Genomic DNA, 21528 nt, shown 5'->3' on the forward strand with positions numbered 1-21528 from the left:
ACAAGAACCGGGCGCGTCGGCGGACTTCGCGGCTTGCCGGCGCCCGTGCCGCATCGCATGCAGCCGTCGCATGCGGTAATGGCAGCCGGCCTCTCTCGCCTCTCGCACACCGTGTCGCCGCCTCAGTCGGCCGTCGCCGCGCCTTGTCGCGCCGCGCGAACGGTCGCCGGTAGTCGTAACGAAGCCGCTTGTATAGGCGGTCCAATGTGAAGCTAAGGAGAAGAGAGCTATGAAATCGGTCGGTTTTCTGAAAACGCTGGGCTCGGTGGTGGCGATGGTGGTGGCGTGCAACGTGTACGCTCAGGCAAGCGATGCATCGGCAACCGGCACGACCGCGGCACCGGCTGCCAGCGCCAAGTCCACCAAGAAGGCGAATAGCCAGCTCGGCCGCAAGGTGCGCGCCGCGATTGGCAAGGTGCAAGGCGTCGACGTGTCGAGCATCTCCGTGCGTGCTCGCGGCGGCGCCGTGACGCTGACGGGCTCGGTGCCCGACCAAGGCCAGATCGACGCCGCCGGCGAAGCCGCCAAGAGCGTCCCCGGCGTGACGTCGGTATCGAACAAGCTGAACGTCATGCAGCAGTAAGCGGGCCGCGTCGGCGCGCGAGCATCACGCGGGAGCATCGAGCGGGCGCGATGACAGCCGCATTCGTGCGGGCTTGAACCGCGCTGGCGTCGTATGCGGCATGTGTGTATCGGCTGCCGCGCACGCGGTTTCATCCCGTCGTGCGCCAGCGTGATGCGCGGCAAGACCAGGGCTCCGGCGAAAAATGCCGGGGCCTTTTTTATTTTCCCGCGCGGATTTTTGAAGCGGTGATGATGGGTCACACGGCATGAATCGCGGCCGCCGCGAGCGGGCGTCGCCGCCGTCGTCCGTACGCTATGACACACAATTGACGCGGCTTGAAGCGTAGTGTGATGGATGGGAACCGGAGTCAACGCCATGGAATCCACGCTTTTGCGCTACACCGATTTGCCGATCGGCGATCGGGCGGCTTTCGAACTGGTGTGCGCCCGGCACGGTTTTGCGCCGGCGCACTTCGACATCAGCGTCTGCATGGACCCGGCCGATGCCGCGCACGAGCGACTCATCACGGTGCGGCGCGGCGGTTGGGCGCAGTCCTATCACGACCGTCATGGTCAATGGATCCGGCAGTTCGAGGCCGATCTGAACTGCAGGTTCTTCAAGTAGCCGTAGCCGCGCTGCCGGCAGGGGCAGTCGTATCGACTGTGCTTTGGTGCGCTCGCAACATCAGTAGATGAGGCGCGCTATCCCGCCGGCCGCATCGACCATCAAGCCAGCACGAGCCGCACGCCGACCAGCGTCAGCGTGGCGGCGAGCAGATTGCGCAGCAGCGCATCCGGCGCGCGCGCCGACAGGTAGCTGCCGATCGCGATGCCCGGCAGTGAGCCCACCAGCAGCGAGAGCAGCATCGACCAGTCGACCGAACCCAGCAGCCAATGGCCCGTGCCCGCCAGCAGCGTGAGCGGCACCGCATGCGCGATGTCGGAGCCGACGATGCGCGTGGTCGGCAGCAACGGATACAGCAGCAGCAACACCGTCACGCCGATGGCCCCCGCGCCCACCGAAGTCAGCGACACCAGCACGCCGAGCACCGCGCCCGTCACCATCGTGAGGACGAGGGTGCGCCCCTGGGTGGGTGTGCGCTGGCGGAGCGCGCCGAGCGCCGCGAGTTGCGGACGGAACACCAGCGCCACCGCCGTGATCAGCAGCGCCACGCCGAGCACGATCTGGATCAGCCGGCTCGCGCCCGGCGTATCCATGCCATAACGATGCAGCAGGATCAGCGTGAGCGTGGCGGCGGGTACGCTGCCGGCCGCGAGGCGCAGCGTGACCTGCCAGTCGATCGAGCCTTTCAGGCCGTGCACCAGCGTGCCGGTCGCCTTGGTGGCGGACGCGTACAGCAAGTCGGTGCCGACCGCGGTGGCCGGATGCACGTTGAACAGCAGAACGAGGATCGGCGTCATCAGCGAGCCGCCGCCGACGCCCGTCAGTCCGACCAGAAAGCCGACGAACAGGCCGGAGACGGAGTACAGCAGATCGATATGGGGAAGAGCCATTGAGCGGACCGCGGACGGTCGGGTGGGTTGGACAGTTAGGCGCCAAGGCCGGCGCGTGCATGCCTTGCACGCTCGGCGGATGCCGGCGGAAGGCCCGCCGCGGCGCGGCGAAAGGCGCTATTGTCGCAAAACCGCCGCGCTTGCGTGTGGAAACACCGTGACGGCTATGCCGGGTGTCTGTACGAAGCGCCGTCACGGCCCATGCCGGACTCGCACGAGGCGTGCAAGGAGCGCGATGGCGCGTCGTCTTGCGCCGCTAACGTCGGCGGCGCATCCGCACGCGCTCCGCTCAAAGCGCGCGGCGAATCTCGACGATGCCGAAGGCCGCGAGCGTGAGCCCGACCGCCTTGTCGATCGCGACGCGCAGCTTGCTGCCGATCGCATGGCGCGCGAACGACACCACGGTCACGAGGAAACACCACCACGCGATCGAGCCGCAAAACACGCCGCCCACCGTGGTGAGCGCGATGCTCGATGAAAACGCGCCGCGCGGCGCGAGCGTGGTGAACAGCGCGGCGAACATGATGACGGTTTGCGGATTGGTCAGCGTGAGCAGCAACGAACTCGCATAGGCGCGCAGCGCGCCGGCGCGGCCGATCTGCGCGAGCTGGCCGGTGCCGCCGTTGCTGCTCTCGCCGTTGCCGTTCGTCGCGTCGACGGGGGATTTTTGCAGCAACGTGCGTACGCCGAGATAAAGCAGAAAGAGACCCGCGAGCAGATGCAGAGGCCGGTCATAGGCGAGCATGAACTGCGAGATGCCGACGAGGCCGAGCGCCGCGATCAAGCCGTAGACCGCATCGCCGGTCGCGATGCCGAAGCCGATCGCAAGCCCCGCGCGCGGACCGCCGGTCAGCGTGCGGCGGATGCACAGCATGCCCATCGGGCCGACCGGCGCTGCAATCGCGAGGCCGACGCCCGCGGCGGTGAGAAAAAGACTGGTGGTGGACATGGGCAATCCTTCCTGCCTGGTTGTTCTGATTTGCCGTGCTTCGGCCGCGGTTCGCGCCGGAGTGCGGGCGCGTGCGCCATTGTGAGCGAAGCTGCGTCCCTGGTCGACGAACGCAAAATGGAACTGAAAGTGGAAGCAGATGCCGGCTGACGGCTGACGGCGAGAGCCCGCCCTGCGGGGCGGGCTTGCGCTTTTTAGTGTTTCTTCTGAGTGGCCGACGTGCTAGGCGCCACGCGGATCGGCGGCGCGCCCGAAGGCGACGTGGCGGGTTGGGGTTTCTTCGGTTGCTTCGGTTTCTTGACTTCCCGGTTACTACGCATTTGACCTTTTGCCATGATGGACTCCCAATTGGCTTATTTTCGCTCCACGTGGAAGCAATTAGGTAGTGTGCGCTGATTTTGTCGTGTGTGCCGGGGTTTTTGCCTTTTCGCCGATGCGTTCACCGCCCCGCGTGCGCGACCCCGGAAAAAACGTCAGCCGGCCCTGGAGCCGGCTGACGTTTTTGCGTCCGCTGAAGCGAAGCGCGGGGTTAAATCCCGACGTACCCCACCGGAACCGTTGCGTTGGCCTTCGCGACCGACGCATTGTTCGACACGACATACACCGGCGATTCGGTCAGGTTCAGCGTGAGCACGCCGTTGCTGTAGTTCGCGCTCGTCGCATTGCCCATCATGTCGACCACCTTCACGGTGCCGCTCGTGCCCGGCGCGTCCACGGTGAAGCTGTACGACACGCTATAGGTCGAGCTGAAACCCGCGCTCGCGTTCCAGACGCTGTTGTTGTGCGCCCATAAGGCGGTGATCACCGCGCCGTTGCCCACTTGCTGGAACGCATAGGCGTAGACGCCGGTCGGCGTGCCGTTCACGGGGCCGAGCGTGGTGGTGCCGTCGAGCGTATGCGTCATCGCGCTGATCGCCATCGCGACCGGCTTCGGGCTGATGTTCGACGCGCCGAATGCGCCCTGCGCATCGGCGAGATCGAAGAACGTGCCGTAGCCGACCTCGTTCGGATAATCCGCGCCATAGAACACGTAGGTCTGATCCGCGCCTTCGCCGAGCGTGATGATGTGCATGCGCGCGGCCACCGCGGCTTGCGCGTACAGCACGTTCGCGCTCGGATAGTTCGGGCCATACGCGCTGCCGAGGTCGTAGCTGATGCCGGCTTCCGTCGAGAACAGCTTCATGCCCGGGCGATAGTCGCTGGCCATTTCCGCGCGCAGATTGCGCATCTGGCCGCGCAGCGAACCGTCGGCGGTGGCGGGATCGGCGTCGTAGCGCTCGGGCGGATGCGACGGCGAGGTGCCCGCGTCGTAGTAGCCGTGCGTGGCCACCGCGTCGATGTACTGACCGAAGCCGAGCGACGCGAGGCGCTTCAGGCGCGTCGTGGTCAGGCTCGGGAACGCATCGGTCGGACCCATCACCACGGCGTGCGGATCGGTCGAGTGAATGCCCTCGTGGACCGCCTTGTACAACGCGACGAAGTTCGCGTCGGTGTCGGTCCACATCTGGTTCGGCTCCCACGTCACCTGATAGTAGTTCGCCGACTGGCTCGGGAAGTACGCCGCGCGAATCGCGTTCGACTCGGTGCCGACGCGGCCCATGTAGCTCTGGTAGTACGACAGGTCGGTCGGCAGTCGCGTGTCGTCCTGGAACGCGCCGGTGCTGCTCGCCCACGCGGGAATCCCATCGAGACGGATCAGGCGCATCACGTTGCCGGACTTGTAGAACGCGTCGAGGTTGCCGGCCGACGGGTTGAACGTGTTCGGACCGTTCGGCTCCATCGTCGAGAGCTGGCGATCGTCGATGGTCGACGAAATGCCCAGGGCGGCAAGCAGCGGACCGTTGCCGTTCGCGCCCTGCATGCCGAAACGGTGCTGCTCCTGGCGCGCATAGGTGACGATGGGAACGATGCCGGAAAGATTCGGCGTCACGCCGAAGGTCGCAATGCCGACCGGACGCGTGCCGGCTTGCGGCAACTGCCCGCCGTTTTGCGCGAGCGTGCCGGTCGCCGCGAAATAGCCGGCCAGCGTCGACGTGCAATTGAACGTGATGGTTTTCTGGCCGCTCGCCACGCCCGTGCTGCCGCTTGCCGCGACCTTGCCGAGCGTGTCCGTGACGGCCCAGTTCAGCGTGTCCGCGCTCGGCGCGTTGGTGGTGAAGGCAAGCTGGAAAGCGGCGCCTTGGGCGAAGATGCGCGTGCCGTCCGCGCTGGGCGTATCCGCGGCGATCGTCGCGCTGCCCGAGCCCGCCGACGTGACCGGCGACGCGCAACTCAGCTTCGCGGTGGATTTGCCCGCGGCGTTCAGCGCGGTCGAGCCGCTGCTCGTGCTGCCGCTGGTGCCGTTGGTGCCATTCGCCTGCGTGGCCGCGGCGCCGCTGGCACTGTCGCCGCTACCGCCGCCGCATGCGGCGAGCGCGAGGGAAAGCGTGGAGAGGAGGAGTAAGCGAGGTTTCATCGATCTGTCAGCCATGCGTTGGTGGACACCCGTCCGGCTCTTCGCGCGAGGCGCGTGGGGAGACGGAGCGAACGTCGCGGTCATTTGCGAGCCGGCGCGGCGCGCGAAGCGTCGGCACTGGCAGTCCTGGTTGCGCAACGATTCAATTGCGCGAACGTGATGGTCTTCCCGGGTCGTCGGTCAAAAAGCGCGTCTTTCGGAGAACCTCACGTCATACGAAACGGCTTTTCAAACGAAATGAATCTGGCGGAATCCGACGATCAGGAGGTACGACGAAAAGACTCGTTGCTCAGAGGAATAGCGCGATGAGCGCTGGAGTACTTCGCCTCATTCACTTTCAGCGGATGAAGTTCTTTCCTTCTGTCTGTGATTAAACGCACGAATGGGAAGAATCGACCGCCACGATACGCATTAGTCTGCTTAAAAGAAGTAACGACTCGTAACGTATGAACATTCAATCAGCACTATTTGCATCGATCGGATGAAAGGCAATATCTGTTGAAAACCGTCTTTATCCGCCAATGAAAATTGGGCATGCGAATAGCCGAGCCGGATACCTAACTATCCACTCCGGCGGCAATCACCCGCGAAATGGGCGCTGGCGCTCATTGCGCAGCCGATCGAATCTTGGAGTTGGCGTAAAAGCGCTGGGCCTTGGGTGTAACTTGTCCGGGCGACAGTGACTTCGCAGCGGAACTGTCGCTGTTCTCGGAGACGGTCGCCTTTCGAAGAAAGGCGCCAAATACACACAAGAATGGATGCCGAAGTCAGTGAGGGCCGGTGCAGGGCTTCGGCGTGTCCATCCGCTGCGCAAAAAAGGCGGTTATCCAGAGAGATAAATCGTGAGAATTCTTCAATTGGTTCACGCACCGCGGTTGTCCGGGGCAGAAGTACTCGTCAAAGGTCTCGCCATTCACCATCAGCGCGCCGGCCATGAAGTTTGTGTGGCTTCGCTGCTTCCGCAACAGGACGATTTCGCCGGCATTCGTGCGGAGCTTCAGGCCGCCGGCGTCACGTGTCTGTTTCCTCGGGCTCGCCACGGCAGAGTGGGCAAACTGCTGCATCTATATCGTGTGGTGCGCCAGTTTCGGCCCGACTTCATCGTGGCTCACGCCACGCTCGCCGCGTTGTATGTGCGGCTGCTGCCTGTGCATACGCCCATCGCATGGGTGATGCATTCCGGCGTCAACGATTTCGAAAACGGCGCGCTCAAGCGAGCGGAACGTCTGTTGTCGCGCCGGGCGAGGGCGATCATCGGCGTGTCGCAACAAAATATCGACGACTATCTGCGCGAAATCGGCACGCATCCGTCTTTGGTCGTGATTCCGAACGGCGTGGACGCCTCTCAGTTCGCCGAGCACGACGACGCACCCGCGCCGGGTCTCGCGGCGCCCGCGAAGCAGATCGTTCAGTTGGGCCGCTATATCGAGGGCAAGAGCCAGCTCGATACCGTTCGCGCGTTCGAACGCGTGGTGCAAAGCGAGCCCGACGCGCGGCTGCTGTTGTGCGGTGTCGTGGAAGACCCCGCCTATCACGAGGCGGTGTTGTCGCTCGTGACTCGGCTCGGGCTGGAGAGCAAGGTGACGGTATGCGGCCCGCGAACCGATGTCGCGGCGATTCTCGGCGCCTCGCGTGTGTTCGCGATGCCGTCGCGCTTCGAGGCGCAGAGCATCGGTTTTCTGGAGGCGCTCGCGTCGGGCATTCCGGTTGTCGCGAGCCGGATTCCGTCGTTCGGTTTTGCGAGCGGATTCGCCGGCGTCAGCCTCGTCGATACGACGGATTGCGAAGCCTACGGTCGCGCGTTGCTGAATGCGCTCGACATGCCGCGAGCGAAACGGCAACTCGCGGGCTATACGCTGCACGACACCGCGGATCGCTACATGACGATCGCGCGCAAGTTCGTTCATCCGCTGCACGTGTCGGCCTGAGTCGAATCCGAACGACCGGCTTTCGCTACCGCGCGAGCCGGTCGATTCGCACTGTCTCCGAAAAAAGCCCGGGCAGTTCGCCGAGTTCCTGCGCGGCGCCCAACGCGAAATCCTCCGTCACCGCGTAGCGCGACAGCGCCGCTGAGCCGCCCGTGAAATAAAAATCTCCAAGCGTCGCATCGACTCTCCGATACAGCACGAGCGCCGCATGGCCGTTCTCGCGCACGAATGCCGGGAAAACATCCGACCACGACATGCCGCTCAATGTCGCCGCCTGAATCGGCGTGCTCGTCGCGTCGTGCGGATTCATCGTGGCGATGTCGATCATGGCGTCGCCGTTGCTACCGTCGAGGTGCGGTGTCAGCAGAATCAGCGCATGGCTGTCTTTGCCCTGTGTCGCGCCTGCCGTTACTTTCACGAAGTCCGGGGAGAAACGAGGCGGCAATGGTTTGCGCTCGCCGAGCGTCAGACGCGCGCCGTCGTTGGCGATTGGGGTGAGTGCGAGCCGCCCGTCGACGTTCTCCACCGCGACGAGTGACGCGCGCGATCCTGCCATCTTGAGCGGCACAAAGTTGGCGTTTTGCCGCAGGTTTCTGGCTTGCGCCCAAAGCGCCGGTGCGGAGCCGGAAGATCCCGCGGACGACGCCACCCATAGATCGAGCCCGCTATCGGCGCGCTTCTGCGCGATCAGCACGCCGGCTCGCCCCGTTCCCGTGAAGTCCGCCGCCACATATTGCTGCGTGAGTTCGGGCTTGAACGCGCTGCTGGTTTGCAGCCAGAGACGGGGCGCCTCGAAGCGCGCCCCGGTGCTCCGCAGCAACCAGAAAGCGGTGCCCGCTTGACGCGCGGTGACGACCATCAAATCCGCCTTGCCGTCGCCGTCGAAATCGCCGAGCAGGAAGCGCGCGCTGTCGAAGCACAGCTTGTCGTTCGCGCAACTCGGCGAGAGCGCGCGGGGATCGAAAGGCACGGCGCTGGCATACCAGAGCGCGGGGCGCGACGCCTTCGCCAGCGCCACGGCATACACGTTGAATCCCGGTCCGTGGGGCTGCCGTTGAACATACACCGCCGCTTGCTCGCCGCTGCCCGCGAGGTCGCCGTACATGGCGGTGGCGAGCCGCGCGTCGTTCGCCTGCGTGCGTTGCGTGGCGGCCCATCGAAAGCGGGTGGTGAGCGCGGTGCAGCCGCGCATGACGAGTTCGCCGGCGTTCTCGCCGAGGCAATGCCGTTGCGGCGTGTAGACGAGGCCGAAGTCCCACGGCGTCCAGCGCTGCGCCATGTCCCATTGATCGCAGGTTTCGGAGACCAGATACCCGTCGCGCTCGGCGATGCATTGCGAAGTGAGCACGCTGACGAGCGCGGCGTTGCGCGTGTTGCCGGGATAAACCGTCAGCGGCTCCCATCGCCATTGCTGCGCGGCCGAGCCGTCGCACGCGGCCAGCGTCGGCGCATGGCCCGCGCCCGCGGAACTCAGGCAACGGCTCGCCGCCGCATTGAATAGCTGCACGGGACGGGACTGAAAATCCGCCGCGCGCCGATCGCTGCGATCGGCAAACGCATAGCGGCGCGCAATCCAGTTGCCGTCCCATTGAAACTCGCCGAACACATGCGAGGACTCGCCGCCGTCGATCGAAAAGTAGCTGGCGACGATGTCGCGCTTGCGTTGCACTTCGGCGGCGGGAAGATTGCCGGGCCAGCCGCCGGTAGGGTAGGTGACGTGATATTCGATCGGCACGCTCTTGCCGAGCGTCTGCGCGACATGGCGCGTGATGCGCGCGGCGTAGATGTGGTCGGGATGCTCGATGAACGGCACGGTATCGGGATTCAGCGTGAAGATCTCCGACGCCGGCGCGAGGATCGCTTGCAGCGTCGCCGAAAGCGAGTCGCGGTCGTACTTCACGCGCGCGGAGCCGTCCGCGTTCATCGGATAGGTCGACAGCGTGGCGTGCTGTTCCCACAGCAAGCCGAGCGGCTCGCGCCCGCCGCGCACGCCGCCGCCCGGCAAGCGGAATTCGAGCAGGCGGACTTGCGGCTTGTCCTTCAACACCATCTGATGCACGAGCTTGCCGGCAATCGCGATAGTGGATTCGAGCCATTCGTCGCGCACGCCGGCCATGCGTGCATACGCGAGCCGCGAGGCGCGCTCGCGGGTCTGCACATAGGCGAAGTCCGCGCCGTTGGCTCCGCCGATCAGATGAACGGTGGTGATGCACCAGCCGGCGTCGAGACGCTCGCTGATGGCGGGGTCCACGAAGAGCAGATCGTCATCGAGATGCGCGACCACCGTGATCAGCGTGCCGGGGCTGCAATCGGCCGCGCGCGCGGCAACCGGGAGGACGGCGAGCAATAGAAGCGCGAGAAGCGCGAGCAAGGCGGTGAATGAATCGCGAACGAACCGGGTTGCCGATAATCGCATGATGATTCGAGTCCTGACGGTGGGCTCGATCTTACTGTAGGGGCCTGGCCCGCCACGTTGCCGAACTCGCAGTGGACTCGCATTCGCTGCCGCCGCGCAGAATGCCGTGCTAGCGGAAATAGGCCTTGGTGTTCTCGTGAACATCCACGCGCGCGAGCAGGTCCGACGGCGCGAGCCAGAGATAGCCGCTGTGCTGATCGGGCCGGCCGATCGGCACGGCGCTGCTGAACGTCAGCGAGTAAGCGAGCACGATGTAGTGGGTCGACACGTCCGGCTCGTCGGCGAAGTTGTCGTGGTAGTGATGTTCGTAGACGCCCTCGAAGCGCGCGCTGGAACGCGCCAGGCTGCCGATGCCCAGTTCGGCTTCGGCGACGCGCGCGAACGCCGCGTCGAGGGTCTCGTCCTTGAGAATGCGCCCGCCGGGCACGAACCAGGTGCCGCGCGCGGGGCGGTTGCGGCGATGCCCGATCAGCACGCGCCCGTCGGCGTCCCTGACGATCAGGTCGATCGAGACCAGAGGCGTTAGGCGGACCACGTCCAGGAAGTCGATCCCCGTCAGCATGTCATCTCCAGTGAGGCGTGTGTCGTTTTCATTTCAGCGTGCGCCGTGGTGGTCGCGAATCCGCTACGGATCGCGACGGTCGTCGTCGTGCCGGGCGAGGCGGCCTGAAACGTTCGCCAGCAGCAGCACCAGCGCGACGGCGCCGATCGTCGCGAAGAGAAACGCGCCGATCATCGCCGCCAGCACCAGCATCGTCCATGCAAGGCCGCTCATGTTTCGGCTCCAGCGTGTTGATTTTCATGCTAACCGCCCGCGCACGGACTCTCTGTGCGCCAGCACCCGCGGGGACTGTCGCCTGACGCCGAAGTATCGCCAGCTCGCGCCGCTAGCGTGCGACATAGCCTTCCGGCGTCGTGACCGCGTCCTTGAACACGTCGGCGTTGCCGGAGACCACGTAGAGCGGCGCCGGCGACAGCTTCAGGTTCGCCACGCCGTCGCGGTACGGCACGCGCGTGGCGTTGCCCATCATGTCGAACGCGGTCACTTCGCCGGCACTGCCCGGCGCGTCGACCCGCAGCCGATAGTCCGCGCCGCGGCTCGCGTCGAAGCCTGTTCTCGCGTTCCACCTGGCGTTGTCGTGCGTCCATAGCGCGGTCACGATCTTGCCGCCGCCGAGCCGGAGGAACGCATAGGCATGGACGCCTTTCGGCAACCCTTTGAGCGGTCCGAGCGTGCTGGTTCCGTCGACGATGCGCGTCATCGCCGCCACCGCGAGTGCGGCCGGCTTCGGACTGATGTTGGACGGACCATAGGCGCCCTTCGGATGATCGAGCTCGAAGAAAATGCCGTAGCCGGGCGCGGCGTCCGGCATGTCCGCGAGATAGAACACATAGGTCATGTCCGCGCCTTCGCCGAGCAGGATCAGATGCGTGCGCGCGACGACCGCGGCTTGCGCGTACAGCACGTTCGCGCCCGGATAGTGCTTGCCATACGACTCGCCGATGTCGTAGCTGATGCCGGTTTCGGTCACGAAGAGCGGCGCGCCGGGTTTCAGGTACTGACGGAGTTCGTGGCGCAGCGCCCGCATCGAGGCGGGCAGCGCGCCCGGCACGGTGCCTTGATTGCCGGTGTCGACGACGCGCTCGGGCGGATGCGACGGCGTCGTGCCGATGTCGTAATAGCCGTGCACGGTCATGCCGTCCATGTAGCGGCCGATGCCGAGCGGGCCGAGTCGGCGCATCCACGTCACGTTGCCCTGCACCGACGAATAGGTCGGGCCCATCACCACCGCGCGCGGATCGGTCTGATGGATGCCTTCCCACACGGCCTTGTACATCGCGACGAAATTGGCGTCGGTGTCGCGCCACGGCAGCCCGCCGTCCGCGTCCGGCTCCCACGTCACCTGATAGTAGTTGTCGCGCTGTTTGGGGAACCAGGTCGTGCGAACGCGGTTCGACTCGGCGCCGACCTTCGCCATGTAGTCCTTCATCTGCGCGAGCGAGGTCGGCGCATAGCTGTGCGTTTGCTTGCCGTTCGGGCTCGCCCACTGCGGAATACCGTCGAGCTGGATCAGGCGCATGATGTCGCCGCCCTTGAAGAAGGGCGTGAGCGGCTTCGCGGCGGGATCGAAGGTGCCGGGTTGTTTCGGCTCTTCCATGTACCAGTTGCGGTTGTCGTTGGCCCACGCAAGCCCGAGCGCGGTGTACACCGGCCGATAGCCGTCGCCGTCGCAGCAGTGTTGCCCCGGCGCGAGATACGCGGTTCCCTGTCCGCCGAATCGATGCAGATCCTGGTACGGAAAGCGCACGGCGGGTAATGCGGCCGACGTGTCGGGCAGCACGCCGAAAGTGGCGATGCCCGCAGGCCGCGTGCCGCGCGATTCGAGCTGGCCCTGGGCGCGTTCCAGCGAGGCGGAGACGGCGAAGTACCCGGCCACGCTCGACGCGCAACTGAGCGTGGAGGAGGTCGAGCCCGCCGCGACGCTGAAGCGTCCGCTCGCGCGCACGGCGTTCCAGCTATCGCGTATCTGCCAGTCGAGCGTGTCGCCTTGCGTCGGGCGCGTGGTGAAGACGAGCGCGAACGGTTGGCCGGCCGTGAAAAGGCGCGTGCCGTCGCCTGGCGTGTCGGCTTCGAGCAGATCGCCGTTCGCGGCCGCGCGAGCTTGCGACGACGGCGCGGCGCAACGCAGCCCTTGGCCGGGCGGCGCCTTTAATTCATTGGACGCAGCCGCCGATTGCGCTGATTGCGCCGATTGCGTTTTGAGCGATGCGTCATTCGCCGTGGCGATCGCCGCCGACGCCACGCTCGCCGCGGCATTGGCATTGGCATTGGCATTGGCATTGGCCTTGGCATTGGCCTTGGCCTTGGCATCGCCCTTCGCCGCCCCAGCCGCGCCGGCCGCAACCATGCAGCGCTTCTCCACACCCGGCGCCGGATCGCCGAACACGCCGTTGTTGCATTCGGCGCTGTTCGTGAACGCCTTGACGACATGCTGTTCGACCGTGCCATACAGCACGTCGCGCGTGCCGCTGAAACGACAGGTGCCGTATTCCGCCGCGCACGGTGTCCACTTTGCGCCGTCGACGGCGATCTCGGCACGGCTCGTGGCCTGCTGGTCCGCACCGGCCGCGCCGCCCCGAACGGCGGCGAGCCCGAGCACGAACAAGACCGCCGCCGCGATGGCGACGCGCCGCATGGGCCCGCGCTCGACCGACCCGCCGATGCGCGTGCGCGGCGCGCGATGTTCGCATGGATTCGACATATGTTTCCCGCGTCTTTTGCTGCAGTTGCTCGCGACGATGCGTCGCCCAACTGCTAGTTCACCAGGCCGGAGCCGCCTTGCCTCGCCCCGGTATCGCAAACTGTTGCGGAAATCGCATAGCGTATTTCCGCAATCCCCTGGCGGAATTCGACCGGCCTTCAGCCGACGGCATCCGCCATTGCCCCGTCTATTGCACAGCGGGCTCAGGTTGTCTTATTACCGTGTTTCACGTCTGAAACATTAATCGACTTGTTTATATTCTTCAGTTCCAATTACAACAAATTAATTAATCTTGCCGCGCCGGGAATTGCTTATATTAGAGACTCGCTTTGCTAATTGTCTGTCCCGGATTGTATCGTCGGAACAAAGCCGAAGCGGCGCCGCTTGCAGAAAATCCCGCACGGATAGGCAAATCATGCTTGCCACGACCGCCGGGCCGGGAACAATCACCCGCAACGAACGAAATAGCGGGCTGAACGATTAGCAACTTCCACGTTTCGAGTAGCTGCCGTGTGTGTGCTGGCGTACTAAATGGCTTTTCTGTTTGCATTAAGATTCGCAAACTGCAAATCGATTCATATGTTGAATCGGCAATTAATTCAATGAAAAACAGGTGGGCGGAAAGATTGATCCGAAATCGACTGACTGGCCGCCTGTTCGATACGCCAGCCTGTCTCTCCTTTCAGACATGGCGATTAAATGCTGGATTGGCGGTGGCCATGATGCGCCGCACAGGCGGCCGCTCCGTGGCCGTCCAGGGTGAAAGTAGATCCGTTTTCTGGTGAGAGGATGACTATGACCTGCGCGAGTCTCGAGTCTGCAATGCTGCGTTGGGTGCACGCTCCGAACAAGGGTATGCGGCGCATCGCGATATTGATGTTCAACGACTGCTCGTTGCAGGGCGCCGGCGTCGTTGCCGAGGTTTTCCAGGCAGCGAACGAACTGGCTTCGTCCGGCACCGGCGGTTGGACCTACGACGTTTCTTTCCTGTCCGCCGACGGCGGCATGGTGACTTCCTCGTCCGCGTTGCGGGTCTGGACAGACGGACTCGATGCGCGCCACTACGGCGGCTTCGACGCGCTCTACGTGGCGGGCGGCAAGGGCGCGGCGGCCGCGGCCGGCGACGAGCGGCTGATCGCGTGGCTGCGTCGCATTCGGCGCAACACCGGCATGATCCGCCCGATCGCGGAAGGCCGCGCGCTGCTCGAGGCGGCCTACGTGCCGGACGGCAAGGAGAGCGCCGAATTCCGCGCGCAGCCGATCCCGCCGCGCCAGTCCGAACCGAGTGCCGACGCGGGCGACCGGCTCGAATCGATGAGAAGCGCGCTCGCCATGATCAAGCGCGATCTCGGCAGCGCGACCGCCCGCACGGTGGCAGAACGGCTGCTCGCCGATTCCTGCTCGAACCTCGCGCCGTTGCTCGGCGAGGACGGCGGCCTGAGCCCAGGCGACAAGGTGCGCGCGGCGGCGCGCTGGCTGCAGGAAAACTGCCAGCAGGCGATTTCGATCGCCGACGCGGCGCAGTTCGCCGCGATGAGCGAACGCAACTTCCTGCGCCGCTTCAAGATGGAAATGGGCATCACGCCCTCGAGCTTTCTGTTGCACGAACGCCTTGCGGTGACGTGCAGCCTGTTGACCGAATCCGAATTGCCCGTCGACAAGATTGCCCGGCGCACGGGCATGGGCAACGGTGACCGGCTCGCGAAGGTGTTCCGCAAGCGGATGAGAATTTCTCCCACCGAATTCCGCATTCAAAGCCGGCGCATGGTCGGCGAATAACGCAGACGGGGCCAACTGGAAGGCCGCGCGCGAATGCGCGCCGCCAGTCAATGTTTTCGTGGACTTCTGGAAAGACAAGGAATGCGGATATGTCGATTGAGCGAGCTGTGAGCGGTGCTTGCACCCAACCCGGCGATGCGGATGCCGCAACGAGCCGCGCGCGTTGCGCGCGCATCGTTCCGGTGATCCTCGCCGGGGGCTCGGGCACGCGGCTATGGCCGGTATCGCGGGAAAACTATCCGAAGCAACTGATCGACGTGGTCGGCTGCGACTCACTGTTGCAGGCCACCGCGCGGCGCATGGACGGCTTTCCCGCCGGCTGGAACGTGGATGCGGCGCCGATCGTCGTGTGCGGCGAGGAACATCGCTTCGTGATCGCGGAGCAGCTTCATGAAAACGGCGTCGAGGCTCGTCTGATCGTCGAACCGGCGCGCCGCGATACGGCGCCGGCGTTGACGCTCGCGGCCTCGCTCGCCTGCGCGGACGGCAGCGACGCGATTCTGATCGTGATGCCCGCGGACCATTCGATCGCGGACCTGCACGCGTTGCAAGCCGCGTTCGACAGCGCCGCGCGCTACGCGGAACGCGGCGCGATCGTGACGCTCGGCGTGCCGCCCACGCGTCCCGACACGGGCTTCGGCTATATCCGCATCGGCGCGGAACTGTCCGACGGCGCGCATGCGATCGGCGGTTTCGTCGAAAAGCCCGCCGAGGAAATCGCGGCGCAGTACGTCGCGGCGGGCACGTATTGGTGGAACAGCGGCATCTTCATCGTGCGCGCGAGCGTGTGGCTCGACACGCTCAAGCGTCTGCAGCCGGAGATGCATGCGGCGTGCGAGCTTGCCTTCAGCGGCGGCCGTAGCGAGGGCGCGTACTTCCGTCCGCTGGTGGACGCGTTTCTCAGCGCGCCCGCGGATTCGATCGACTATGCGGTGATGGAGCGCCTCACCGAAACGGACGAGGCCGAAGCCGAGGCCGAAGCCACGCAACGCGCCGACGCAAGCGCGTTCGTCGTCAATCCGCCGGGTGTCGTCATCCGGCTGGAAGCGGGCTGGTCGGATCTGGGTTCGTGGGACGCCGTGTGGGCCGCGATGGACAAGGACGCGAGCGGCAACGCCGGGCGCGGCCGCGTGACCTTCGAAGGCGCCGTGTCGAGCTATGCCTATTCGGAAGGGCGGCTCGTCGCCTGTGTGGGCACGACCAATGTGGTGGTGGTCGAAACCGCCGACGCGGTGCTGGTGGTCGACCGCTCGCGCGTGCAGGACGTGAAGGGGCTCGTGTCGCGCATCAAGGCGCAGCACGCGCCCGAGGCCGACGCGCATCGCAAGGTGCGCCGCCCCTGGGGCTTCTACGATTCGATCGACCACGGCGAGCGCTTCCAGGTCAAGCGCATCGTCGTGACGCCGGGCGCGCAACTCTCGCTGCAACTGCATCACCACCGGGCCGAACACTGGGTGGTCGTGCGCGGCACCGCGCTCGTCACGCGCGGCGACGAGCAGTTCCTGCTGAGCGAAAACGAATCGACCTACATTCCGATCGGCACGCGGCACCGGCTCGAGAACCCCGGAAAAGTGCCGCTCGAAATCATTGAAATCCAGTCAGGCGTCTATCTCGGCGAAGACGACATCGTGAGGTTCAACGACAACTACGGCCGCTGCTCGTAGGCGGCTCGCCGGCACGGCTTCGCGGACAAGAACGGCAAGAACGGCAAGAACGAGGGAAGCAAAATGCGCAGGTTCCAGGATTTGCTGGCGCGAGTTTTCGATGTCGCGCTGGTGCTCGCGGGTGCGGCGGTGGCGTCGCAGATCCGCTTCGACTATCTCGCTCAATCCGGATTCTATTGGGCGCTGGTGATGTTTTCCGCCGCCTTCGCGCTGGCCATCTTTCCGGCGTTCGGCGTCTACGAATCATGGCGCGGCCGCTCCAAGCTCGCTCTCGCGGGCCAGGTCTCGCTCGCGTGGCTGATGGTGCAGGCGTGCGCGCTCGTGCTGATGTATTCGCTGCATCGCATCGACTTCGTGTCGCGCTTGTGGTTCTCGTACTGGACGGCGGTGACCGGCGGCCTGCTGATCTCATGGCGGCTCATCACGCATGCCGTCCTGGCGCGCGCGCGTCAACACGGCATGAACCTGCACCAGGTCGCGATCGTCGGCAGCGGCTCGCAATGCGACGCCATCATCCGCCGCATCGAATCCGCGCCGACCACCGGCTTTCGCGCCGCCGCCGTCTACAACACGCGCCCCGACACCGCGCCCGTGACCAGTTCGCGCGTGCCCGTTTTCGGCACCGTCGACGCGCTTGCCGACTACATCCGAAGCAACGACGTGCACGAGCTCTGGCTGATGCTCTCGCTCACCGAGGAGCCGCTGATCTGCTCGCTCGTCGGCGAGTTCCGCGACGACCTGGTGAACATCCGTTTCATGCCGGACGTGCGCAGTCTCGCGCTTTTCGAAGGCAGCGGCGTGATCGATCTGCTCGGCGTGCCGGCGATCAACCTGGTCGCGTCGCCGCTCTCGGCGAGTTCGATGCTGAAGAAGGAAATCTTCGACCGCTTGTTCGCCGCGGCCGTGTTGATCTGTCTTGCGCCGATCCTGCTCGCGATCGCGATCGCCGTGAAGCTCTCGTCGCGCGGCCCGGTTTTCTTCAGGCAGAAGCGCAAGGGCGCGGACGGCCGCGTCTTCACGATCTACAAGTTCCGCTCGATGCGTGTGCATACCGAGCAGAAAGGCACGCTCAAACAGGCCACGCGCGACGATCCGCGCGTCACGAAGGTGGGCGCTTTCCTGCGCCGCACGAGCCTCGACGAACTGCCGCAATTCTTCAACGTGTTGCGTGGCGATATGTCGGTCGTCGGACCGCGTCCCCATGCGCTCGAGCACGACGACCTCTATCAGAAGGTGGTCGCGGGCTATATCAATCGCTACCGGATCAAGCCGGGCATCACGGGCTGGGCGCAGATAAACGGCTTTCGTGGCGAAACCGACCGCATCGAAAAAATGGAGCGGCGCGTGGAGCATGACCTGTATTACCTGGGGCATTGGTCGTTCGCGCTCGATATGCGGATCATCGGCGCGACGATCATTGCCGGACTAGTGCATCGAAACGCTTACTAAGCAGTCAACAAGCACGCCTGACGCTGCCTCCATCGAGGACAGCCGCCGTGGCGCAAGGAGGAAACATCATGAGCTCGCTTGTCATACGCACGGGAAGTCTTCTGGTTTGCGCAGTGGCGACACTGCTTTCGGCCTGTTCGCTGGCGCCGGGCCAGCACCTGGTCACGCCTGCCGCCCTACAGGACACGGGCGGTGAATACAGCACCGAGGCCTCGCAGCAGGTGCAGATTCCGATCACCGACATCAACCTCGCGCTGCTGCGCAAGATGAACGCGGCGCGCCAGGCGGCCGGGGTGGCGCCGGAGACGGCCGGGCTGTTCGGCAAGCCGCCCTCGTACAAGGTCGGCCCCGGCGACGTGTTGCAGATCGTCGTATGGGATCACCCCGAACTCGCCGCCGCGCTCGGTCAGCCGCCGGCGAACGCGAAGACGTCGGATGCCGCGCCGGGTTTTCTGATCGATGAAAACGGCGACGTGCAGTTTCCGTACGCAGGCACGGTGCACGTGGCGGGCAAGGACGTCGGCACGATTCAGAAAGAGCTGCACAGGAAGCTGAGCGTCGTGTACCAGAAGCCCGAAGTGACGGTGCGGGTCGCGTCGTTCCGGGCCGCGCAGGTGTACGTCGACGGTGAAGTGCGTCTGCCGGGCGCGCAGTCGATCAACGACATTCCGATGTCGCTCACGAGCGCGATCAACCTGGGCGGCGGCTTCAGCGCCAATGCGGACCGCAGCCGCGTGGAACTGATCCGCAAGGGCGTGACGTATCCGCTGAACATCGACGATCTGATCAAGCGCGGCCGCAATCCGTCGGACATCTACCTGCAACCGGGCGACCTGGTGCGGGTGGCCTCGCGCGAGGACAGCGCCGTGTTCGTGATGGGCGAGGTCAACAAGCCGGCCACCATCACGCCGATGCGCAACGGCACGCTGTCCTTGTCGCAGGCGCTGTCGGACAGCGGCAGTTTCAATTCGAATACGGCCGAGACCAAGCAGCTCTTCGTGATCCGCAATTCGACGAGCGACCAGCCGCAGGTCTACCACCTCGACGCGAGGTCGCCGGTGTCGATGGTGCTCGCGAACCAGTTCGAGCTTCAGCCGAAAGACGTGGTCTACGTCGACAACGGCGGCCTCGTTCGCTTCAACCGCGTGCTGAACCTGTTGCTGCCGGCGATCAATGCCGCGGTGACCGGGGTCATCGTCGCCAAATAACGATACGAATCTGGACCTTGAACCGCCGGGCTTTGTTGGGTGAACACTATGGCAATCAACTTCGAAAACCGCTATACGGATGTGTCCGGGCAGGATGAGCTTCACCTGTCCGACTATCTGCGCACGATCGTGCGAGGCTGGCGCACGATCGTCACGGTGACGCTCATCGCGCTCGCGCTGGGGTGCGCGTACGCGTTCCTCGCGCCGCCGACGTATCGCGCCGACGTGCTGTTCCACGTCGAGGACAAGACCGGCAACAACAACGGCAACGGCAAGGATTCGCTGCCGCCGCTCACCGGCATGTTCGACACCAAGCCTTCCACGGCGGCCGAGATCGAGTTGCTGAAGTCGCGTCTCGTCACCGAGGAAACCGTCAAGAAGCTGCATCTCGACATTACGGCCACGCCGCGCTATCTGCCGCTGGTCGGCGGCAGGATCGCGGGGCTGGTGAACGGGCAATGGGGTTTCAGGCTGCCGTCGTTCATCAATCTGTCGGGCTATGCGTGGGGCGACGAGCGCATCGCGGTATCGCGCTTCGACACGTCGAAGGAGATGTACGACACCACCTTCACGCTGATCGCGGGCAACGAAGGCGCATACGTGCTGCGCGACCGGAACGGCATCGCGATTCTGTCCGGCCGGGTCGGCGAGACCGTGGAAACCGATACCGCCGACGGTCCGATCGCGCTGCGCGTCGATTCGCTGGTCGGCGCGCCCGGCGCGCGTTTCGAATTGCAGCGCGCCTCGACGCTGAGCACGGTGGACCGCCTGCAAAAAGCGCTGGTGGTGGCCGAAACCACGCTGCAGTCCGGCGTGATTCGCGCGAGTCTCGAAGGCGGCGACAGCGCGTTGACGGCGGCGATCGTCAACAGCATGGCGCGCGAATTCGTGCGCCAGGATGTCGCGAGCCGTTCGACCGAAGCGGAGCACATGCTCGCGTTTCTCGATCAGCAACTGCCGGGGCTGCGCAAGGAACTCGACGAGGCGGAGCAACGCTACAACAAGTTCCGCAACACGCACGGCACGGTCGACCTCGGCGAGGAAAGCCGGCTGCTGCTGCAGCAGATCGTCGACAACAAGACCAAGCTGCTCGATCTGCAGCAGCAACGCGCGGAGATGTCGCAGCGCTTCACGGCGAACCACCCGTCGGTGGCCGCGCTCGACGCGCAGATCGCGGCCTTGCAGGGCGCGCAGGCCGCCATGAACCGCAGCGTCGCCGTGATGCCGGATACCGAACAGACCGCGTTGCGCCTGTTGCGCGACGTGCACGTCGACACGGAGCTGTACACCAACCTGCTCAACAGCGCGCAGCAACTGCGCGTGGCGAAGGCCGGCCAGGTGGGCAGCGTGCGCGTGGTGGACTTCGCCGAAGCGCCCGACGAGCCCGTGCGTCCGAAGCGCGTGCTGGCGATCCTGATCGCGCTCGGCGGCGGCCTCGTGCTCGGCATCCTGCTGACCTTCTTCAGGCGCGCGATGTACGGCGGCGTGGAGCGTCCCGACGAACTGGAAGCCGTGCTCGGCGTGCCGGTGTTCGCGGTGGTGCCGCGCAGTCAGACGCAGTTGCGCTTGCAGGAAAACGTCATGCTGCGCCGTCGCGGGCTTCACGTGCTCGCGCAACAGGCGCCGGAGGACATCGCCGTGGAAGGCGTGCGCAATCTGCGCACCTCGCTGCAACTGTCGCTCGATCATGCCGAGAACAACGTCGTGATGATCACCGGCTCGCGGCCCGATACCGGCAAGTCGTTCCTCTCGGTGAATCTCGCGGCGCTGGTGGCGTCGGCGAACAAGCGCGTGCTGATCATCGACGGCGACATGCGGCGCGGCGACGTGCATTCGCATTTCGGCATCGGCCATCAGCCGGGTTTGTCCGACGTGCTGAGCGGCGGCGATCTGGCCGCGATGATCCAGCGCAACGTGCTGCCCGGCCTCGACGTGCTCGCCAAGGGCACGCTGCCCTCGCATCCGTCGGAACTGCTGATGAGCAAGCGCTTCCAGACCCTGCTCGACGAACTGAAGCCGCATTACGACCTTGTGATCGTCGATACGCCGCCGGTGCTGGCGGTGACCGACTCGACGCTGATCGGCAAGTACGCCGGCACGACGCTGCTGGTGGTGCGCCACGGCCGCCATCCGCTGAACGAGATCACCGAAACCGCCAAGCGGCTGCGCAACGGCGGCGTGGCGCTCAGGGGCGTGCTGCTCACCGACGTGCCGCAGGAAGGCGCGTTCCTCGGCTCGGGCTATCAAGGCGGTTACTACGGGTACGACAGCATCGCGGGGTGAGGCGGCCCACGGTCGGGGGTCGGGGTCGGGGTCGGCCGTGTCGCGGTATGGGCAT

General features: G+C 65.3%; 15 protein-coding genes. 8 read left to right on the plus strand and 7 right to left on the minus strand.

Annotated elements, in window-relative coordinates; all coding sequences use genetic code 11:
* Positions 1-229 precede the first annotated feature (229 nt).
* Together CUJ90_RS02835 and CUJ90_RS02840 are read left to right on the plus strand one after the other, a co-directional pair.
* A complete protein-coding gene (locus CUJ90_RS02835; RefSeq protein ID WP_073428155.1) occupies positions 230-583 on the plus strand; it encodes a BON domain-containing protein in 354 nt (117 codons plus the stop codon).
* 357 nt (positions 584-940) lie between these two features.
* Complete coding sequence (locus CUJ90_RS02840) at positions 941-1189, plus strand: hypothetical protein (RefSeq protein ID WP_073428154.1); 249 nt, start codon at positions 941-943, stop codon at positions 1187-1189.
* A 101-nt stretch (positions 1190-1290) separates the two neighbouring features.
* Here CUJ90_RS02840 and CUJ90_RS02845 read toward each other — a convergent pair whose 3' ends face one another.
* The 3 genes from CUJ90_RS02845 to CUJ90_RS02855 form a co-directional block, all read right to left on the minus strand.
* Positions 1291-2079, minus strand: coding sequence for a sulfite exporter TauE/SafE family protein (locus CUJ90_RS02845; RefSeq protein ID WP_114161934.1), 789 nt, complete (start codon positions 2077-2079; stop codon positions 1291-1293).
* 289 nt (positions 2080-2368) lie between these two features.
* A complete protein-coding gene (locus tag CUJ90_RS02850; RefSeq protein ID WP_114161935.1) occupies positions 2369-3028 on the minus strand; it encodes a LysE family translocator in 660 nt (219 codons plus the stop codon).
* Between the two features lie 529 nt (positions 3029-3557).
* Positions 3558-5483, minus strand: a complete 1926-nt coding sequence (locus CUJ90_RS02855) for a hypothetical protein (protein ID WP_114161936.1) — start codon at positions 5481-5483, stop codon at positions 3558-3560.
* 842 nt (positions 5484-6325) lie between these two features.
* Between CUJ90_RS02855 and CUJ90_RS02860 the strand changes: the two genes are divergently transcribed.
* A complete protein-coding gene (locus CUJ90_RS02860) occupies positions 6326-7411 on the plus strand; it encodes a glycosyltransferase family 4 protein (RefSeq protein WP_083084500.1) in 1086 nt (361 codons plus the stop codon).
* 25 nt (positions 7412-7436) lie between these two features.
* Here CUJ90_RS02860 and CUJ90_RS02865 read toward each other — a convergent pair whose 3' ends face one another.
* The 4 genes from CUJ90_RS02865 to CUJ90_RS02875 form a co-directional block, all read right to left on the minus strand.
* Positions 7437-9827, minus strand: coding sequence for a PIG-L family deacetylase (locus CUJ90_RS02865; RefSeq protein ID WP_073428149.1), 2391 nt, complete (start codon positions 9825-9827; stop codon positions 7437-7439).
* 109 nt (positions 9828-9936) lie between these two features.
* Positions 9937-10389: a GDP-mannose mannosyl hydrolase gene (locus CUJ90_RS02870; protein ID WP_073428148.1), complete on the minus strand. Its 453-nt coding sequence runs from the start codon at positions 10387-10389 to the stop codon at positions 9937-9939.
* A gap of 63 nt (positions 10390-10452) precedes the next feature.
* The gene (locus CUJ90_RS32785) at positions 10453-10602 is read right to left on the minus strand and encodes a hypothetical protein (RefSeq protein WP_167363273.1); all 150 of its coding nucleotides are present in this window, start codon (positions 10600-10602) and stop codon (positions 10453-10455) included.
* 112 nt (positions 10603-10714) lie between these two features.
* Positions 10715-13090 carry a hypothetical protein gene (locus CUJ90_RS02875; protein ID WP_090518720.1) on the minus strand — a complete coding sequence of 792 codons (2376 nt, stop codon included), beginning with the start codon at positions 13088-13090 and terminating at the stop codon, positions 10715-10717.
* A gap of 795 nt (positions 13091-13885) precedes the next feature.
* Here CUJ90_RS02875 and CUJ90_RS02880 point away from each other — a divergent pair.
* The 5 genes from CUJ90_RS02880 (at position 13886) to CUJ90_RS02900 (ending at position 21473) form a co-directional block, all read left to right on the plus strand.
* On the plus strand, positions 13886-14869 hold the full coding sequence (locus tag CUJ90_RS02880; RefSeq protein ID WP_073428147.1) for a GlxA family transcriptional regulator: 984 nt from the start codon (positions 13886-13888) through the stop codon (positions 14867-14869).
* 89 nt (positions 14870-14958) lie between these two features.
* Positions 14959-16533, plus strand: coding sequence for a sugar phosphate nucleotidyltransferase (locus tag CUJ90_RS02885; protein ID WP_073428146.1), 1575 nt, complete (start codon positions 14959-14961; stop codon positions 16531-16533).
* A 63-nt stretch (positions 16534-16596) separates the two neighbouring features.
* Positions 16597-17982, plus strand: coding sequence for an undecaprenyl-phosphate glucose phosphotransferase (locus tag CUJ90_RS02890; RefSeq protein WP_073428145.1), 1386 nt, complete (start codon positions 16597-16599; stop codon positions 17980-17982).
* 68 nt (positions 17983-18050) lie between these two features.
* A complete protein-coding gene (locus tag CUJ90_RS02895) occupies positions 18051-19190 on the plus strand; it encodes a polysaccharide biosynthesis/export family protein (protein WP_083084490.1) in 1140 nt (379 codons plus the stop codon).
* 48 nt (positions 19191-19238) lie between these two features.
* Positions 19239-21473 carry a polysaccharide biosynthesis tyrosine autokinase gene (locus tag CUJ90_RS02900; RefSeq protein WP_073428144.1) on the plus strand — a complete coding sequence of 745 codons (2235 nt, stop codon included), beginning with the start codon at positions 19239-19241 and terminating at the stop codon, positions 21471-21473.
* Positions 21474-21528: the final 55 nt, after the last annotated feature.

The sequence above is a fragment of the Paraburkholderia terricola genome (assembly GCF_003330825.1).
Taxonomy (GTDB): Bacteria; Pseudomonadota; Gammaproteobacteria; order Burkholderiales; family Burkholderiaceae; genus Paraburkholderia; species Paraburkholderia terricola.

What these genes read in the sequence shown, in the direction of transcription:
- CUJ90_RS02835 (WP_073428155.1), top strand. Translation starts at nt 230, where the DNA reads ATGAAATCGGTCGGTTTTCTGAAAACGCTGGGCTCGGTGGTGGCGATG.
- CUJ90_RS02840 (WP_073428154.1), top strand. Translation starts at nt 941, where the DNA reads ATGGAATCCACGCTTTTGCGCTACACCGATTTGCCGATCGGCGATCGG.
- CUJ90_RS02845 (WP_114161934.1), bottom strand. Translation starts at nt 2,079, where the DNA reads ATGGCTCTTCCCCATATCGATCTGCTGTACTCCGTCTCCGGCCTGTTC.
- CUJ90_RS02850 (WP_114161935.1), bottom strand. Translation starts at nt 3,028, where the DNA reads ATGTCCACCACCAGTCTTTTTCTCACCGCCGCGGGCGTCGGCCTCGCG.
- CUJ90_RS02855 (WP_114161936.1), bottom strand. Translation starts at nt 5,483, where the DNA reads ATGAAACCTCGCTTACTCCTCCTCTCCACGCTTTCCCTCGCGCTCGCC.
- CUJ90_RS02865 (WP_073428149.1), bottom strand. Translation starts at nt 9,827, where the DNA reads ATGCGATTATCGGCAACCCGGTTCGTTCGCGATTCATTCACCGCCTTG.
- CUJ90_RS02870 (WP_073428148.1), bottom strand. Translation starts at nt 10,389, where the DNA reads ATGCTGACGGGGATCGACTTCCTGGACGTGGTCCGCCTAACGCCTCTG.
- CUJ90_RS32785 (WP_167363273.1), bottom strand. Translation starts at nt 10,602, where the DNA reads ATGAGCGGCCTTGCATGGACGATGCTGGTGCTGGCGGCGATGATCGGC.
- CUJ90_RS02875 (WP_090518720.1), bottom strand. Translation starts at nt 13,090, where the DNA reads ATGTCGAATCCATGCGAACATCGCGCGCCGCGCACGCGCATCGGCGGG.
- CUJ90_RS02880 (WP_073428147.1), top strand. Translation starts at nt 13,886, where the DNA reads ATGACCTGCGCGAGTCTCGAGTCTGCAATGCTGCGTTGGGTGCACGCT.
- CUJ90_RS02885 (WP_073428146.1), top strand. Translation starts at nt 14,959, where the DNA reads ATGTCGATTGAGCGAGCTGTGAGCGGTGCTTGCACCCAACCCGGCGAT.
- CUJ90_RS02890 (WP_073428145.1), top strand. Translation starts at nt 16,597, where the DNA reads ATGCGCAGGTTCCAGGATTTGCTGGCGCGAGTTTTCGATGTCGCGCTG.
- CUJ90_RS02895 (WP_083084490.1), top strand. Translation starts at nt 18,051, where the DNA reads ATGAGCTCGCTTGTCATACGCACGGGAAGTCTTCTGGTTTGCGCAGTG.
- CUJ90_RS02900 (WP_073428144.1), top strand. Translation starts at nt 19,239, where the DNA reads ATGGCAATCAACTTCGAAAACCGCTATACGGATGTGTCCGGGCAGGAT.